At 67.1% G+C, this 17,207-nt stretch carries 15 protein-coding genes; 10 read left to right on the top strand and 5 right to left on the bottom strand.

Translation table 11 applies throughout. The features are described 5' to 3' along the window. Positions 1-67 precede the first annotated feature (67 nt). From QYL93_RS08360 to QYL93_RS08345, 4 genes are all read left to right on the top strand, one after another. Positions 68-640, top strand: a complete 573-nt coding sequence (locus QYL93_RS08360; RefSeq protein WP_305743228.1) for a hypothetical protein — start codon at positions 68-70, stop codon at positions 638-640. A 148-nt stretch (positions 641-788) separates the two neighbouring features. After that, on the top strand, positions 789-1,124 hold the full coding sequence (locus tag QYL93_RS08355; RefSeq protein ID WP_305743227.1) for a hypothetical protein: 336 nt from the start codon (positions 789-791) through the stop codon (positions 1,122-1,124). 238 nt (positions 1,125-1,362) lie between these two features. Continuing rightward, positions 1,363-1,881, top strand: coding sequence for a DUF3658 domain-containing protein (locus QYL93_RS08350; RefSeq protein ID WP_305743226.1), 519 nt, complete (start codon positions 1,363-1,365; stop codon positions 1,879-1,881). A 59-nt stretch (positions 1,882-1,940) separates the two neighbouring features. After that, complete coding sequence (locus QYL93_RS08345; protein ID WP_305743225.1) at positions 1,941-2,414, top strand: hypothetical protein; 474 nt, start codon at positions 1,941-1,943, stop codon at positions 2,412-2,414. A 96-nt stretch (positions 2,415-2,510) separates the two neighbouring features. On the opposite strand, the gene QYL93_RS08340 is transcribed toward QYL93_RS08345, so the two are convergent. Together QYL93_RS08340 and QYL93_RS08335 are read right to left on the bottom strand one after the other, a co-directional pair. Continuing rightward, a complete protein-coding gene (locus tag QYL93_RS08340) occupies positions 2,511-3,014 on the bottom strand; it encodes an EF-hand domain-containing protein (protein WP_305743224.1) in 504 nt (167 codons plus the stop codon). Between the two features lie 321 nt (positions 3,015-3,335). Beyond that, positions 3,336-4,142: a lectin gene (locus tag QYL93_RS08335; RefSeq protein WP_305743223.1), complete on the bottom strand. Its 807-nt coding sequence runs from the start codon at positions 4,140-4,142 to the stop codon at positions 3,336-3,338. A gap of 169 nt (positions 4,143-4,311) precedes the next feature. Between QYL93_RS08335 and QYL93_RS08330 the strand changes: the two genes are divergently transcribed. Further along, positions 4,312-4,683 (top strand): hypothetical protein, encoded by a 372-nt coding sequence (locus QYL93_RS08330; protein ID WP_305743222.1) that lies wholly within the window; start codon positions 4,312-4,314, stop codon positions 4,681-4,683. Between the two features lie 39 nt (positions 4,684-4,722). Here the strand turns inward: QYL93_RS08330 and QYL93_RS08325 are convergent, their stop codons facing one another. From QYL93_RS08325 to QYL93_RS08315, 3 genes are all read right to left on the bottom strand, one after another. Then, the gene (locus QYL93_RS08325) at positions 4,723-5,844 is read right to left on the bottom strand and encodes an endonuclease/exonuclease/phosphatase family protein (protein WP_305743221.1); all 1,122 of its coding nucleotides are present in this window, start codon (positions 5,842-5,844) and stop codon (positions 4,723-4,725) included. A gap of 241 nt (positions 5,845-6,085) precedes the next feature. After that, the gene (locus QYL93_RS08320) at positions 6,086-6,634 is read right to left on the bottom strand and encodes a hypothetical protein (protein WP_305743220.1); all 549 of its coding nucleotides are present in this window, start codon (positions 6,632-6,634) and stop codon (positions 6,086-6,088) included. A gap of 58 nt (positions 6,635-6,692) precedes the next feature. Then, on the bottom strand, positions 6,693-7,448 hold the full coding sequence (locus QYL93_RS08315) for a phytanoyl-CoA dioxygenase family protein (protein WP_305743219.1): 756 nt from the start codon (positions 7,446-7,448) through the stop codon (positions 6,693-6,695). 252 nt (positions 7,449-7,700) lie between these two features. On the opposite strand from QYL93_RS08315, the gene cutA reads away from it, so the two are divergent. The 5 genes from cutA to QYL93_RS08290 all read left to right on the top strand — a co-directional run bounded on the left by cutA (position 7,701) and on the right by QYL93_RS08290 (position 17,176). Then, positions 7,701-8,102: a divalent-cation tolerance protein CutA gene (cutA, locus tag QYL93_RS08310; protein WP_305743218.1), complete on the top strand. Its 402-nt coding sequence runs from the start codon at positions 7,701-7,703 to the stop codon at positions 8,100-8,102. A gap of 167 nt (positions 8,103-8,269) precedes the next feature. After that, positions 8,270-9,046, top strand: coding sequence for a response regulator transcription factor (locus tag QYL93_RS08305; RefSeq protein ID WP_305743217.1), 777 nt, complete (start codon positions 8,270-8,272; stop codon positions 9,044-9,046). Positions 9,047-9,095: 49 nt separating this feature from the next. Beyond that, positions 9,096-11,075 carry an ATP-binding protein gene (locus QYL93_RS08300; RefSeq protein ID WP_305743216.1) on the top strand — a complete coding sequence of 660 codons (1,980 nt, stop codon included), beginning with the start codon at positions 9,096-9,098 and terminating at the stop codon, positions 11,073-11,075. 227 nt (positions 11,076-11,302) lie between these two features. Further along, on the top strand, positions 11,303-12,607 hold the full coding sequence (locus tag QYL93_RS08295; RefSeq protein WP_305743215.1) for a hypothetical protein: 1,305 nt from the start codon (positions 11,303-11,305) through the stop codon (positions 12,605-12,607). Positions 12,608-12,997: 390 nt separating this feature from the next. Then, a complete protein-coding gene (locus tag QYL93_RS08290) occupies positions 12,998-17,176 on the top strand; it encodes a fibronectin type III domain-containing protein (RefSeq protein ID WP_305743214.1) in 4,179 nt (1,392 codons plus the stop codon). The last annotated feature ends 31 nt before the right edge of the window (positions 17,177-17,207 follow it).

The raw sequence follows: 17,207 nt of genomic DNA, 5'->3' as shown, positions 1-17,207 counted from the left end.
TGGGTTGCACCGCATGCCCTGCAGCACCCCATTCCATTCACCCGAACACTTGCCGAGGTCCCGCACCATGAAGAAGCTCTCCCCACTCACTACCCTGCGCCGTGCCGCGGTGGTCCTGGCCGCCTGCGCCATCGCCACCGGCGCCCTGGCCGCCACCACGGCCCATTACTTCGACGGCGATACCCAGCGCACCATCACGCTCGACACCAGCCTGGTCGCCGTCATCACCCCCACCCCCGAAGCGGGCAGCACCACCCAGGCGCGCAGCGTGGGCGAGGGTGGCAGCGCCAGCCCTGCACCCTTGGTGCAACTGCAGCCCGCCAACCAGAGCGTGGCCAAGGGCGCCGGCACGCACACCTCACCCGTGTACCGCGAGGGCAACTCCCCCGCAGGCCGGCTGATGGCACTGCCCGGCGGCGTGGTTGTCAAGTTCAACACCGACTGGACCGACGCCCAGGTGCGCGCCTGGGCCCAGGCCAAGGGCCTCACCGTGACCCAGCGCCTGGGCACCGCCAGCAACTGGTACCTGATCGCCACGGCCCCCGGCAGCGCTGCGCTGGAGCTGGCCAACAGCCTCAAGGCGGGCGGCGAAGTGCTGGCGGCCATGCCCAATTGGTGGAAGCAAACCGCAGCACGTTGAGCTGACCGTTGAAGGGCCGGCCACGCCTCTAGCAAGGGGCGTGGCTGTGTCGCTCTGCGAGATGGCGGCCGATTGCTTCTACCCTGGAAAAAGGGGTATCTCTGCGATGATGGTCCTACTGTATTTCATCATCTCCAAAAGGCGCGTCATGAAGAGAATCATTGTGGCCTTGGCTTTGCTTGCGCTCGGCTGTCCGGCCTTCTCACAGAGCATTGCACCCAAGGTGGACGCCGCGTCCGCAATTGCCATTGCGCTGAAGAAGTTCCAACCCGAGGGCGATCAGTTTTTTGCAGGCATCAATGTGAAGCTTGCGGCGGGCGCTGATTTGAACAAGGGACGTCGCAGCCTTGATGAACTCAAGCCGTACGACGTTGACAAGTTCTATTGGCGTGTCCACATTTCTGTAAAACACACGGGCGGGCGGGCGTCTTCCTTTGGCTATCTGGCAACGATTGATCCCGATTCGGGCGCCATCTTGAACTGATCGGCTGGTACCGCAGCGCTCTCCGTGGCTCCGTTTTCGGTGGCGGCCCTGTGGGCCTGAGGTACCAGCGTCCCATGCGCTGGCTTCACGCGCCTTCATGGCCTGCGCCCTGTCGTCTGGGGCCAGGGTGCCGCACACCTCGAGTTGAACCTGGATGTGGCGTCGTGTAGAGCCATTTGGTCCCTCTACACTGGCACATATGCCGAGCAAGGGCAGACAACTCCACTGGAGCAGTGATATGAAACAGGAAGAGGCCGCAGCGATTCACGCAATCTATGAGCGCGCGCTGGAAGTGCTGTCGGAGGCGGAGCCGTTGATATTGGGATTGCCCGACGAAGAAGAACGGCGCATTGCTTTGCGCAGCTACGGTCAGGCCATGGTCGAGATACTTTCTTCTCTGCGTGCGCCGCTCGTTCAAGAGTACCCCGAGCTCGATACCACCGAGCGCACTGAAGGCGAGCCGGACACATTGCTCGATGCGGAGGAGCAGGAGGCCGTGGACCGGCTGAAGCCAGAGCAGATACAGTGCATCGATGCGCAATTGCTGGCCGACTGCGCGGCCGGGTGGCGCAAGTCCGCGCGTATCGTCGGCTCGGCCTGGCTGGCACTCTCCAAGGAGCTTCCCGATGTACCCGTTGGCTACTACGCCCAGCGCGTGATTGCGCTTGTGGAGGCGGGCAGTCTTGAAGCGCAAGGGAACCTGCACTACATGCGTTTCAGCGAGGTTCGCCTGCCCAGCAAAGCAGAAAGTTTCTGATGCTGCCCGCCGCGCAATCTCGGCTGCCATCCCCCACACGCGTAGCCCGGTGAAACCCCATGAATGAACTGCTCGACCCTCTCCTGGACATGCTTGCCGCGCCGCGCGTGCTGGTGTCGCTGGTCGCTGGGGTCGTCGCTGCAGTCTCACTGGCCACCCATGTGCCCTGGTTCAGCGGTGGCATGGGCCTGGCGATGGTGATTCTGTCGCCCGTGGCGGGGTTGGTATGGGAAGCCCGGGCGGAGCAGACTGCCCAGAGGCGGGCGGCGCGGGGCCAGCGCGCTTCCAAGGTGTTCCTGGCGCTGCTGCTGTGCGCCGCTGGCCTGGCGTGGATGTTCATGGGGCGCCCGCTGGTCGAATCTCTCGAGGGGCGTCTCTCCGTGCTGGCTTGCGCCCCGTTTGCCGTGGGCGGCCTGTACGCCCTGGTGTTCTGGCGCCCCGTGCCGATTCGCCCCCTGCTGTTCGCAGCGGCCTCGCTTTGGTCCGGCGCGGGCGCCCTCTGGTGGCTGCTGGCCGCGCAGGGGTACGTGTGAGCGGCGCGGCAAGCGCATGCCTGGCAGGCAAAACAAGAGGAACAAAAGAAAACTGGGCTGCGAAGCCCCGTTGTTCATTCTGAAGGGTGTCTTCGCTTAGGGCTTGGCAGCCCGCCGTTTCTTCTCAAACGCCACGCACTCCGGCACCGACAGCAGGTCGTTGTTGTCCGCATCTGCCGCCTCGAAGTAGGCCATGCGCGCCTCCACCACTTCCTTGAACGACAGCTTGCCATCGCCATCCTTGTCGGCGGCGGCCAGGCGCTTGATGCGGCCCTTGCCCATGCGCGGCACCTGTGCCAGCTCGGCCAGGTTCACATAGCCGCTTGCATCGGGCCCCAGGCTGTGCCAGCTCTGCACGATGTCCTGGTGGAATTCGTCGAGCGAGACATTGCCATCGTGGTCCAGGTCGGCCGCCGTGCAGATGGCCTGCAGGCGGTCGCCAGGGGAGCGGCCCGTGCCCTTCTTGTGGGCGTGGGGTGCTGCTGTGGCGGGCTTGGCGGCAGCGGGTGCCTCGGCAGTCTGGGCGGTGGCTGCCGTTGCAAAGGTCAGGCTGCAGGCCACTGCGCAAAGCAGGGGTACAAATCGGTTTTTCAGTGTCATGAGGTGATCCTCTTGGCTGTTGCTGCTTAGATCGTGAAGGCCGCTGTGGAGCGGCTGAAAAAACTCAGCGAAACGGTTCTGGCGGTGTGCTGTCCCGCAAATGGATGCCCGGATAAAACCGATGGATTTCGCGCCAGGGCCAGGCGCAAACCGCAGCGATAGCCGTAGCTATCGCGAGGATTTGCAACGCCGCCATGGCGTGAAAGACTCGGTTTTATGGGCATGTATTTGCGGGACAGCGCACCAAGCGCTGTGTCGCAGGCAGTACGAGTAGTACGACAAGACACAGCAACAACGCCAGAAGAGTTTTCTAAGGCGCTCCTACCACCACCAGCGTTGGCTGGGGCTGCGATTGCACTGCCACACCATGGCCGGCTGCCCTTGGCGAATCTGGCCGTCCACCACGTCCAGGCACTTGCCGGACAGCTGGCTCACGATCTGCCCGCCGCGCGTCGTCCAGCTCTGGCTGGGGGCGCCCGAGCACGACCACAGCACCACGCGGGCCCCATCGCGCGGGTCACCGCGCTCCACGTCCAGGCAGAAGTCGCGCACGCGGATCTCGCCACCACGGCCTACGCGAAAGCGCTGCGAATCCGTGCCGTTGCAGGCAAACACCTGCAGCGCGTTGCCAGGGCGGAAATTGCCCTTGCTCACGTCCAGGCACAGGTTGCCGTTGACGCGGATCTCGCCACCACGGCCGCCACCGCCGCCATTGCCGTAGTCCGGATAGTCGGGCCGGCGGTCGTCGTCGTGCTTGTTGTGGTTGGCCAGCAGCGCAATGCCGGCAATCGCGGCCACGGCAGCGACGGCTGCGCCTGCGTTGTTGGAGTTGTTGTTATTGCCCTGGACGTAGCTGCGCGTGATCTTGAAGCGCCCGCCACAGCCGCCATTGGTCCACAGCTCGCGGTTGGTGAGGTCATAGCCCCAGGTGCGGTTGAAGCGGCAGGCGCCCTGGGTCTGCTCAGCCAGGTCCACCTGGGTCACATCGTCCGCCAGGCGGGCCGAGGTGTAGCCGCCGTTGGAGCGCAGGTCTACGAACTGGTCCTGTGCCTGCGCGGCCTGGGTGGCGAGCATCAGCGGCACGCACAGCAGCCAGGCGTGCCTTGGGCGGGTCGGGTGCTTTTTCATGGTTTCTATCCTCCTTGTTGCAATGGGTTACTGCAATCGCGCTGGCTCGCCACGGGGCAGGCCGGCATCTCTTCGTCGGCATTATGGATGCTTGCCGTGTCGCGCCGGCGCAGGCCGGGCCACCACTTGGTAACTATCATTGTTCAACGCACACCGAGGTCGTTCACCCATGCTTGCTTTCGCTGCCGCCCTGATCTGGCTGACCGGTCTGGCCCATTCCATCCTGGGCGAGCGCTACATCCTCATGCGCCTGCTGCGGCGCGCGGACAGCCTGCCCAAGGTGCTGGGCAGCACGGCCTTCACGGCCGGCACGCTGCGCTTTGCCTGGCACCTGACCACGGTGGCCTGGTGGGCTCTGGCGTACCTGGTGTTTGCGCTGGGCCATGGCCCGGTGGGCCGGGACGATGTGCTGCTGGTCATCGGCACCGCATCGCTGGTGTCCGCCGTGTTCCCGCTGGTCTTCACGCGCGGCAGGCATCTGTCGTGGGTGGTTTTCTTGCTTGTGGGCGGGCTGGTGCTGGCGGCGCGCGGGCAGGGGTGAGTCCGCCCGCCATTGCGGCGCATCACCTCGTTGCGTGGCTCAGCCCTTTTCCGCCAGGGCCTTGAGGTAGGTGTCTGCAAAGTCCGTCTGCACCTCGATCCACAGGGGGCTGTGGTCCGACATCTGCCAGGTGCGCCATTTTTGGTACAGCTTCTCGGGTGTCTTGGCGGCGGTGGCTCCCTTCTCCGGGTCCTTGGCAGGCATGTGGGCCTGGTAGACAGGCAGGTCTTCATCGCGGAACACGTCCTCGAAGATGTCCACGATGCCGCCGCTGCGCACCTGAAAGCGCTCGTCCTTGACCCGCACCGCAATCTGGTCGTAGAAATGCATGCCCTTCTTGCGGACCTTGTCGCCATCGATGGCCGCCGGTACTGCAAACCCGTGGCTCTTGAGTGCGGCCATGGTCTCGTGCTCGGGGCTCACCACATTGAAGTCGCCCAGCAGCACATAGTTTTCCACGGCGCCCCGGCTGTCCTTTTCCTGCTTGCTGGCCTGGTCCTGCCGCTGCGCAAAGAACTTCGCCAGGCTCTGGATCTCGTCGATGCGCCGCTGCAACTGCGCGCCCGATTCCTTGCCGTAGTAGATGTGTACCGTGCACAGGCTGAAGCGGAACCACCCGGCCTGAAAGGCCACCAGAAAGGGGCTGCGGGCGAACTGCTGCTTGGCTTCGGTGTCGATGGTTTCCCCATCCACCTTGACCGTCTTGGGGGACACGACCAGTTGCCCGTCAGGCAGTACGATTTCTCCGGCGATCTTGCGAAACCACACCTTTTCGCGGTTGTAGAGAAACGCCATGCGCTCGCCATTGCCGCCCGTGCCCTCGGTGGTGTCGGTCACGATGTAGTCCCATTCGCGCCCCAGAATGCGAACCAGCTTCTCCAGCGGGCCCAGGTCGCGGTTCACCTCCTGCAGGGCCACCAGGTCAAAGCACGAGATGACTTCTGCTAGGTAGTAGAAGGTCTCGGCAAGCCTGGGGCCGAGGCCGAACTTGTTGGAGTCGAAATCCCGGATGTTCCAGGTGGCCAGCAGCAGGTTGCTGTCGGTCCGGCGCCCCTTGAGCGGTGCCAGCCGCCGCCGCAGGGCGAGCAGCCGGTCGGCACAGCGCTTTCGCGCGCCCTCGTCTTCGATATCGCGGCGCAGGCCGGCGTACATGTTGGACATGGGAAGTTCCTCCGTGGGTTGCAGGGCGACAGGATTGGCGCGCAGTATGCGGACGGATGTCTGCCCATGCAATCTTCAAATTTCCAAGCGCGCTCCTGGCCTGGAAGATGCCATCCCTGCCGCATGGATCGCCTCAATCAGGTGCTTGTCCTGGGCATTGCGAGGGAGAGCATCCTTGAATCCGCCTGACCCACTGAAACAGGGGCATCTCGCCTGCCCAGCCTGGCCACTGCTCACCCCGTCAAACCCGCCTTGCACTCACCAGAGAGCATGCTGCTCCCTGTACCGTCACGTCCCCCTCGAATCTGGCGGTAGGCCCCCATGTCCCGGCCATGCCCGATTCACCCATCAAGCCCTGCCATGTCCACCGGATGCGCACCGGGGCTTGCTGTGCCGCCTGCGCCAGTTCGGGGAAGGTGCGCGACAGCGAGATCGTTCCTTCGGCAGTGCCGGAGGGCATGACCCTGACAGAGCCTGGGGGAGGTGCGTCCCCCCCTGCGACAGGCCCTTTCAGCGGCTGTGCATTCGCACCCTGGCTCTCTGCCGTGATGCGCAGGCTGCGCAACGCCGCCGCCCAGGGCGCCGTATCGCCCGACACCCAGACCGTGCGCTCACTGCGGTTGCGCAGCCCGAACACCAGGTCGATGCCGGCCGTGCTGGCAACGCAGCGGGTGTGCAACTCCAGAATGTCTGCGGGCATATCGGCGGCTAGGGCGGTGCTTGCGGGAAGGGCAAGCGCAGCCATTGCGAGCAGGCGCCTTGCCTTGGGTGGAATCGTGGAGCGTGCCATGGTCTGGAATGCGTAGATACTGGAGCATTGTGCCGGGTATCCGGACCAGGCGGTCATGTCACAAAGTCAAACTCCAACCCGTCACCGTCTCCTGCTCCCCCACCAGTTCCATCCCCTCCACCCCCACCTGCACGATGACATTGCGCCGGGGCAGGGCGCTGGTATTGGCCGGGCCGCCGTGGATCACCTTGGGGTGGATCAAAACCAGATCCCCTGGCGCGCATGCCGCCGCCACGCCATGGTGCGCGGCATACCGGTGCTTCGCTCCACCGCGCTTTTCCGCAATGGCGTACCCATCATCCACGCGGTGGCTGCCCGGCAAGAACCGGGTGGCACCGCCATGCTCGGCCATGCCATCCAGGCAGACCATCACGCGCAGAAAGCGTGAATCCGTGCCGCTCAGGTAGCCGTTCGGAAAATCCCGGTGCCAGCCGATGGCGCGGCCAAAGCGCGGGTGCTTGGTGGTCGCGTTCATGAAGTGCGCCACCAGCTTCGTGCTGCCCAGGGCGAGGATGCAGGCGTGTACCAAGGCAGGCAGGCGGAGCAGGGCGCTGAACTGCGGTGCGTAGCGGCACAGGTCGCCCAGGATGAAGATCGCATCGCCCAGCTCGCTGACGGAGATGCCGTTGCGGCCCGCGTCGGACAGGTCCTTCTCGTACACCAGATCGCGTGCCTGTTCCTCGGGGTTGCACTGGAGGGCCGCCGCCTCGCCGCTGGCCAGCCATGCGCCCATGGCGGCGAGCAGGTCTGCGGGCACGGCACTGCGCACCACGCCGTAGCCGGAGGATTCATAGCGTTGCAGATCGAATGGCATGCGTGGTGGGGCATGTCCCGGGGAGTGCCATGGCGTTGAGGCGGTGGACTGAGATTTATTCTTAATTGTAATTTGTGCGCCTGCCTTTTCGTCGCCACTCCCATCTGCTGCATGGTCACGGCGGACCCTCGGTCTTTGCGTTTGCCGAGTATGCAGGTTGGCCCCGGCCGACAGCCCCCCACTGGACCTGCATCCCCCGCTGTGGCAGACTGCCCGACCCAGCTCCATCACAGCGCCCCCCGGGAGACAAGCATGTTGATGACGACCGAACCGAGCACCGCCACCGCGTCAGCGGCGGCCTCCCCAGCCGCCCCGCGCGAGATCCTCGTGGTCACGACCACCGTGGCCACCGAAGCCGAGGCCAAACGGCTCGCGCACTCCGTGCTGCACGCCCGCCTGGCCGCCTGCGTGCAGGTGGAGCCCATCACCGCCTACTTCCACTGGGAAGGCGCCCTGGAGGAATGCCGCGAACTGCGCGTGGCGTGCAAGACCGCCGCCATTGCAATGCCCGCGCTGATGGCCTTGCTCCGCAAGCAGCACCCCTACACCTTGCCCCAGCTGGTGGTGCAGCCCGTGCAGGCATCGGCAGAATACGGCTGCTGGGTGGATGAGCAATTGCAGCCCGCCCGCCAAACCGCGATGGCAATGGCCTGAGTCAAGGGCGGGGCGCGCACCGCCGCAAGCGCGTGCAGCGGGCGCACCCTTGGCACGGGCAGGGAGGCCAAGCCGCCCTTCAACGTTGTTTCTAGTCCAATTGGATGAGGTACAAGCGCCCACACCTCGTCATAATCCGCCGCGTGGCTCCATTCAGCAATTCCTCCATGGGCGTCGTCGACGCGCCTGCGCCCCGTCCTGCCGCCCACGGCTGGCAGGGCGTGGGCCGCTGCATCCGCGTGGGCGTGGTGGAAGACGAGCCCGAGGCGCGCGAAGCCTTTGCCGAGCACATCACGGCCCAGCCCGACATGGAGCTGGTGCTGGTGGCCACCAATCGGGCCGAGGCGCTGGCGCTGCTGCCCCAGCACGCGGTGGACGTGCTGCTGGTGGACCTGGGCCTGCCCGATGGCTCGGGCCTGGACGTGATCGTCGCCGCGCGTACCCGGTGGCCGGACTGCAATGTGCTGGTCAGCACCATCTTCGGCGACGAGGCACACGTGCTGCCCTCCATCGAGGCGGGGGCCACGGGCTACCTGCTCAAGGACAGCAGCGCGCCGGGCCTGGTCGATGAAATCCGCAGCGTGCATGCCGGAGGCAGCCCCATCAGCCCCATGGTTGCGCGCAAGATCCTGGCGCGGGCGATGGTGCTGCCGCTGCCGCCCTCGCTTGCGGCGCAGGTGGCCCCGCCGGCCGATTCCAGGGCGGGCGCAGGGGCACTGGGCGAGCCCGGCCTGCCCGCCCACGAAGTGGCTTTGTCGGTGCGCGAGCGCGCCGTGCTGCAACTGGTGAGCAAGGGCTTCAACACCGAAGAGGCGGCCGCCACGCTCGGTGTTTCCACCTCCACCGTGCGCACCTTCGTGCGGCGCATCTACGCCAAGCTGCAGGTCCGCTCGCGGGCCGGCGCCATCGACGTTGCGCGCCGCCATGGCCTTCTGGCCGACTGACTCACGGATGCGCCGGCCGTCTCCTCGCCGGCATTCGCCTTCACCCTCCATGCGCTGGCTGGTGCTGCTCTGGCTGGCTTCGGCCGCATTGGTTTCCATCATGGTGGCTGGCGCGCAGGCACAACAGCCCGTGGCAGGGCAGCGCGCTGGCGCCACCCACCTCAGGCAGGCTGGCTTCTGGCCCGAGCCAGTGGGCGCGGGCTGGCAGGCACCCGCCACGCCGCCGCCCGATGTGCTGGGCGGCACCGTGCCCTGGGACGACGTGGCCTTGCCGCACAGCCGCGCGCGCAGCATAGCCGAATCGAGCGACACGGCGACCGCGCTGCCCCAGGTGGTGTGGTACCGGCTGCAGGTGCCCGCGGGGGCAGCGCCGGCCGACAGCGCCTTCCTGTACCTGCCGCGCTGGCAGACCATTGGCGGCATTGCCGTGTATGCCGACGGCCAGCTTGTGCACCGCTCGCGTGGCAGCCGGGTGTGGAACAGTTTCAACCGGCCCCTGTGGGTGCCGCTGGCCGACGCGCAGGGTGCGCCCGCTCCGTCCACGGTGCTGGTGCGCATGGCCAGCCAGCAGGGCGTGGGCGGCGCTATCTCCACCGCCTGGGTGGGCGGCGAGGGCGAGCTGCTGTGGCGCTACCAGGTGCGCAGCTGGCTGCAGGCCGACTTCACCGCCATGGCGGCAGGCGCCTTCGTGGTGATTGGCATCTTTGCCTTTGCCGTGTGGTGCGTGCGCCGCAGCGAGGTGATGTACGTGCTGTTCTTCGCCACCTCGGTGGCCAACGCGCTGCGCATGGTGCAGTTCACCATGGGCGATGTACCGCTGCCGATTTCCGACGACTGGTTCGGCTGGCTCACGGCCAATTCCCTGGGCTGGTCGCTGGTGTGCGTGTTCCTGTTCACCGTGCGGGTGCACGGGCTGCGCATGCCGCGGGTGGAGCGCGTGATCATCGCCATCGTCACCGCCGTCTCGGTGGTCACGCTGCCGTGGCTGCCGCTCAGGGTCGAGACGGTGCTGCCCGCCATCTACCTGTGCATCGTCGGCGTCACGCTGATCGTGGCGGCCTCGGGCATGTGGGCGTCGTGGGTCAACCGCTCGCCCTGGGCCATGGTGCTCAGCCTGTGGGTCTCGCTCACGGTGCCCGCATCCATCTACGACACGCTGATGGCCAGCTACCGCGTGTCCATCGAAGGGCTTTACCTGGGGCCCTACGCCTCCATCGGCGTGTTCGCGATCTTTCTGGTCATCGTGTTCCTGCGCTACACCGGCGCGCTGCGCGAGGTCGAGTCGCTGAACGCCGGGCTGGAGAGCCGCCTGGCCGAGCGCGAGACCCAACTGGCCGCCACCTACGCTCAACTGAACCTGATGGAGCGCCAGCGCGCACTGGATGCCGAGCGCCAGCGCATGATGCAGGACATGCACGACGGCATCGGCTCGTCGCTGATCAGCGCGCTGCGCATGGCCGAAGGCGGGCGCCTGCACGAGGGCGACATGGCGCGCGTGCTCAAGGAGTGCATCGACGACCTCAAGCTGTCCATCGACTCGCTGGACCACACCGGCGCCGACCTGCTCAGCCTGCTGGCGGCGCTGCGCTTTCGGCTGGGGCCGCGGCTGCAGGCCGCAGGCCTCACGCTGCGCTGGGGCGTGCAGGACGTGCCCGCTCTGGAATGGCTCGACCCCAAGAGCGCCCTGCACGTGCTGCGCATCCTGCAGGAGGTGCTGACCAACATCATCAAGCACAGCGGTGCGCAGTCCATCGGCATCTCCACCACCTCGGACGCCACGGGCGTGCAGGTGCTGGTGCGCGACGATGGCCAACCCTTCACCCCACCGTCCGGCACCCCGCCGCCGGGCAGCACCGTGCCGGGCAGGGGCAAGGGGCTGGGCAACGTGCGCTCGCGCGTGCAGGCCATCGGTGCGCAATGCGTGTGGACTGCTGGCAGCATTGCGCAGGACGGGTCTGGCACAGGCAATCTCTTTTGCCTGTCGCTGCCCCTGCAACAGCCCTCTCGCCAGGCCCCTGGCCCCGTGTAGCCAGCCTCGCAGCCCGCGCTGCGTTCGCGGTCCTCGCACCCCAGCAGGGTGCCCGCTGTGCCTCCCCAACAAAAGCAGCCAATGTCATCTAGTTGGGGGACATACAAACGCGTGCGAAAGGCCTAGCATCGCCGCTGCATTACCCAATAGCTCTCATTTAGATAGCTGCGCAACAAGGCGCGGCGGGAGATGCGCTGCCTTTTCAATTTCATTTGGGGATATTCGCCATGACACACCAACGTTCGATTGCCGCCACCGGCACTACCTTCACCGCCCGCCGCACCGCCGCTGCCCTGGGCTGCATGTTGCTGCTCACCGCCGGTGCATCGGCCCAAGCCGCCGTGTGCCGCGTCAGCAGCACCGGCACCGAGGCCGGCGACGGCCGCACCTGGGCCGCAGCCACCTTGCTGCAGTCGGCCCTGGCCAAGCCCGCGTGCAGCGAAATCTGGATCCAGCAGGGCACCTACAAGCCCACCGAGGGCGCAGACCGCTCCACCGCATTCGCCATCAACCGCCCCGTCAAGCTCTACGGCGGCTTTGCCGGAACCGAGACCGCGCTGGCCCAGCGCAGCGCCGACAGCCGCCTCACCGTGCTGTCGGGCGACATCGGCACGCCCGTGGTCAGCGCCGACAACAGCCACCACGTCGTGGTCATCGGCGGCCTGGGGGCAGGCGCCAGGGCCGCATCGGTGGCCAGCATCTACAAGCCTGCGGACACGGTGATCGACGGGCTGAGCATCGTGCACGGCCGGGCCGACGGCGCCAGCCATGCCAGCGGCGGCGGCCTGTACTGCAACGGCGCGGGCCAGGGCAGCGTGTGCAGCCCCAACATCACCAACGTCAGCTTCCGCGGCAACTGGGCGCGCGACGATGGCGGCGCCGTCTACTCGCTGGGTGCGGCGGGCGGTGCCAGCAGCCCCGGCATCACGCAGTCCACCTTCATCGGCAACGCGGTGGACGGCTACGGCGGTGCCATCGCCAGCGTGGGCCAGGGCGGCACCAGCAGCCCCGCCATCGCGCAGTCCACCTTCATCGGCAACGCCTCGGGCCGCTACGGCGGCGCCATCGCCAGCCACGGCAACGCTGGCACCAGCAGCCCGCGCATCACGCAGTCCACCTTCAGCAGCAACTGGGCCGGCGACTTCGGCGGTGCCCTGGCCAGCGTGTCCAGCGGCAGCAGAGGTGTGAGCCGGCCTCTGCTCAGCCAGTCCACGCTGATCGGCAATGCGTCCGACGGCTACGGCGGCGCGCTGTCCTCGCTCAACTTCGCTGGCGGCGGCGGCCAGGTCGAAGTGGTGTCCTCCGTCATCTGGGGCAACACCTCCGTGCATGGCGTGCAACTGGACACCACCTACAGCGGCAAGACCAGCGTGCAGGCCAGCATCCTGCAAGGCGGCTGCGCGGCCGGCCCCGACTGCGTGGGCGTGATCAACGCCGACCCCACGCCCGGCGGCACCCTGGCGGGGTACGGCAGCGGTGGCAACGGCAACCAGGCCCTGCTCCTGCCGCGCGCGCAGGCTTCGCTGCCCTGAAGTCAGTCTCTGCAGGCCCGCTTACGGCGTCACCGGCAAGCCTTCGGCCAAGCGTGAAACCAGGCGCTTCGCCGGTACCCGGGCCCTAAAAAAAAACCGCATTTGTCATCTAATTAGAGGACATACAAAACCGCTGGAACCTTCTAGCATGCGGGCATGGCTGCGTGGGGCGCTACATCTTGTGTAGCGGTAATGCCTTGCGCAGCAGTCGATACCGACGCTTTTCAGAGTGCCCGCTACCATGAATCCTTCTCGCCATTCACCGGACCTGCTGGCCGCACCCCGTGACGTGCAGCACTGGCTTGGCACTGCCCTATTGCTGGGGGTTGTGGTGACCAATCTCCAGCGCGGACACGGTCCCCTTGATCTCCACCAAAAAGGCCACCTGTAATGTTCTCCCCCAGCAACTTCGCTGCTCAGCGGCGGAACAGGCTCTCCCCATTTTCCATTTGGTATCAATGGTCGGGGGTGCTCCTGCTGGCCTGGTTGGCAGCGGTGTTGCCTGCCCACGCCCAAGCGCCCGTGCCCGCTTCCGTGCTGGGGCAGCCTGTGCAGCAGGTGGTCTCAGGAACATTCCACACCTGTGCCGTGACCACAGCAGGTGCTGTGCAGTGCTGGGGGAACAACGCATTCGGCCAACTGGGCGATGGCACCAACACGGATCAAGCTACACCCCAGCCCGTGACAGGGCTGGGAAGTGGGGTGGTGGCCATTGCGGCAGGGCAGGTACACACCTGCGCGCTGACCACGGCCGGGGCCGTGCAGTGCTGGGGGGCAAACGTACACGGCCAACTGGGCGATAGCAGCACCACCAATAAGAGCGCGCCCCAGCCCGTCACAGGCTTGGCCAGCGGAGTGGCGGCCATTGCGGCAGGAGAGTTCCACACCTGCGCGCTGACCACGGCCGGGGCCGTGCAATGCTGGGGGCGCAACCTGTTCGGCCAACTGGGCGATGGCACCACCACCAGCAAAAGCACGCCCCAGCCCGTCGCAGGCATGGCCAGCGGAGTGGCGGCCATCTCGGGAGGAACCGTCCACACCTGTGCCCTGACCACGGCCGGTGCTGTGCATTGCTGGGGCACAAACAATGAAGGCCAACTGGGCGATGGCAGCACCACCAACAAGAGCACGCCCCAGCCCGTCACGGGCCTTGCCAGCGGGGTGGCGGCGATTGCGGCAGGGGGCTACCACACCTGCGCGCTGACCACGGCCGGGGCCACGCAGTGCTGGGGCTCCAACGCCTATGGCCAACTGGGCAATGGCAATATCACCAGCAAAACAACCCCCCAGCCCGTCATAGGCTTGGCAAACGGAGTGGCGGCCATAGCGGCAGGGGAGAACTACACCTGCGCGCAGAGCATAGCCGGGGCCGTGCAGTGCTGGGGCTATAACGACCTCGGCCAACTGGGCGACGGCAGCATCACCGCCAAAAGTACGCCCCAGCCCGTCACAGGCCTGGCCAACGGAGTGGCGGCCATAGCGGCAGGGGAGACGCACACCTGCGCGCTGACCACGGCCGGGGCCGTGCAGTGCTGGGGCTTTAACGACTACGGCCAACTTGGCGATGGCAGCACCATCAGCAAAACAACCCCGCAGCCGGTCGTGGTATTGGCCAGCGGGGTGGCGGCCATTATTGCAAAGGGATCCCACACTTGCGCGCTGACCACGGCCGGGGCCGTGCATTGCTGGGGCTACAACGTCTTCGGTGAACTGGGCGATGGCACCACCACCAGCAGAATGACGCCCCAGCCCGTCGCGGGTTTGGTCGGCGGGATGGCGGCGATTGCGGCGGGAAGCAATCACAGCTGCGTGCTGAACTTGGCTGGGGCTGTGCAGTGCTGGGGCCGGAACACATTAGGCCAACTGGGCGATGGCAGCACCACGGACAAAGGCACGCCCCAGCCCGTCACGGGTCTGGCCAGCGGGGTTGCGGCCATTGCCGGTGGATACCAACACACCTGCGCGCTGACCACAGCCGGAGCCGTTAAGTGCTGGGGCGACAACATTTACGGCCAAGTCGGCGATGGCAGCCAACTCACAAGATTAACGCCCCAAACTGTCCTCGGTCTGACCACTGGGGTGGCGGCCATTGCAGCAGGGGACAACCACACCTGTGCGCTGACCACGACCGGGGCCGTGCAATGCTGGGGCCAAAACGGTCAAGGCCAACTCGGCGATGGCAGCACATTGCGCAAACTTGTGCCCCAACCTATCCCCGGCCTAGTCAATGGGGTGGCGGCCATTGCAGCAGGGGAAAGCCACACCTGCGCGCTGACCACGGCCGGGGGCGTGCAGTGCTGGGGCGGCAACGGATACGGCCAACTGGGCGACGGCAGCACCACCGACGCAACCTCCCCCCAGGCTGTGGCGGGCTTGGCCACTGGGGCGGCGGCCATTGCGGCGGGGAAGGAGCACACCTGCGCGCTCACCACGACCGGGGCGATGCAGTGTTGGGGGTACAACCGCTTCGGCCAACTGGGCAATGGCAGCACCACTAGCAAGACCACGCCCCAGCCCGTCACAGGCCTGGCCAGCGGGGTGGCGGCCATTGGGACAGGGTACGGACACACCTGCGCGCTGATCACTGCCGGAGCAGTGCAGTGCTGGGGCTATAACGGTATGGGCCAACTGGGCAATGGCGGCGTTTCTGACCGCAATGTACCGACGCACATCGCCGCAGCCCAGGCCATCGACTTTCCAGTGGCGGTTGGCTCGCCTGCCTCTGGCGCCTCGATCACTCTGGCGGCCACCGCCAGCAGCGGCCTGGCCGTGGCGTTCGACACCTTCACGCCCGACGTGTGCACCGTGAGCGGCAACACGTTGACCGTGTTGCCCGGCAAGACCGGGTACCTGTGCGGCGTGCTCGCACGCCAGGCCGGCGGCGTGGGCAGCGATGCTGCGTACTTTGCGGCGGCACCCAGCCAGTCGCGCCTGTTGCGCGTGGCGGGGGTGCCCGGTGCCCCCACCGCCGTAACCGCCAGTGCCGGCAACGCCCAGGCAACGGTGGCGTGGACGGCGCCGGCCAGCAATGGCGGCAGCACCATCACTGCCTACACCGTGGTGGCGGTGGCCGATGCGACCAAGACCTGCGCGGTCACCACCGGCAGCCCGCTGCCAACCACCTGCACGGTGGCCGGGCTGGCCAACGGTACACCCTACACCTTCACCGTGAAGGCGGCGAATGCTGCGGGCGACAGCCTGCCGTCGCCTGCCAGTGCGCCCGTCACGCCCACCGCACCGGTGGTCGTCGCCCCGCCCGCCGAAGACCCCGGACCGACCTCGACGACCATCAACACCCCCGGCAGCACGACCACCATCACCAACCCGTCCCTGCCCGTGGTGGTCGGCCCGGGCGCGGGCGGCGGCACCATCGTGCTGCCCGGCACGGGCACCACGCCGGTCACGCTGCATGTCACCATCAACGGCCAGCCGCTCACCGTGCAGGCACTGCCGGGCACGCAGCTGCGCATTGCCGAGGTCAATGGCCAAAGCGTGCTGGTGCTGGTGGTGCTGGAGGGCTGGGCCTCCATGACCTCCAGCGCCGTGGGCCAGCCCATGGTGCTGGCCGGGCAGGTGCTGCTCAGCTCGGGCAGTGCAGGCACCACCGTCGAAGCGCAGCCGCTGGCCGTGGCGGTACAGGTGGGCTCGCTCACCGCACCCGCAGGCAGCCTGCCTGCAGTGGGCAGCACGGGGCTGCAGGCCGGCGAGCGCCTGCAGGTCAACGACCAGGGGGCCGTGGTCGCGATCACCCTGGGCTCGCTCAAGGGCGATACCAACCAACCCGGCGATTCCATGGCGTTTGCCAACCTGCCGGCATCCATCGCGGTGGACAACAAGGCCTTCGCACGCTTGAACGGCCCGCTCGCCCGCCTCTCGGGCGCCAACATGGCCCAGGGGCTGGAGATGGCGCCCTCGGGCGTGTTCCTCGTGCGCGATGGTGGCCAGGTCTTCCAGCTGCTGCCCACGCTGCCCATCACCATCGACACGCGCCTGCCCGATGGCGTTGGCTTCACCCCGCTGGGCCTGTTGCGATGGGTGCGCGGCGGTGTAGTGGTGCAGTTCGCCCCCGCCGTGGCAGACCTGGCCGGCCTTGCCCAAGCCGTGACAGCAGCCTTGCCCGATGCCACGTTGAAGCTCGGCGCCGAAGGCGTGCTGCAGCTGCGCACCGGCGGGCAGACCTATGTGCTGCGGCCCGACTGGACGGGTGGCGGTGCTACATCCACCGGCACGCCGCAGATCGGTGTGGACGAGCAAGGCCGCATCTACCTGAAGACAGGGCAGGGCGCACGGCAGTTGCTGCTGCCCGCGCTGCTCAACGCCACCCAGGCCAGCAGCATCTTCACCACGGCCCTGCCGGGCGCGGTGCTGGCGGTGCAGCCAGGCAGCAGCGATGGCGCATTGACCCTGACCCTGGCGGGCCAGGCATGGCGCCTGGTGCCGCAGTGGGTGCTGCCCACCGGCAGCGCGGCCCAGGTGCCGCCGCAGGCGGGGCCGTGGTGGATGGGTTCGGATGGCCTGCTGTACCTGAAGCTGGGCACGCAGGTGCAGGGGGTGCGGATCTCGGATTGAGGAGGGCCACCCGCCCGGCATGGCGGGCCGG

The sequence above is a fragment of the Acidovorax sp. A1169 genome (genome assembly GCF_030704685.1).
Taxonomy (GTDB): domain Bacteria; phylum Pseudomonadota; class Gammaproteobacteria; order Burkholderiales; family Burkholderiaceae_C; genus Acidovorax.
This window is presented reverse-complemented; position numbering and strand designations above follow the sequence as displayed.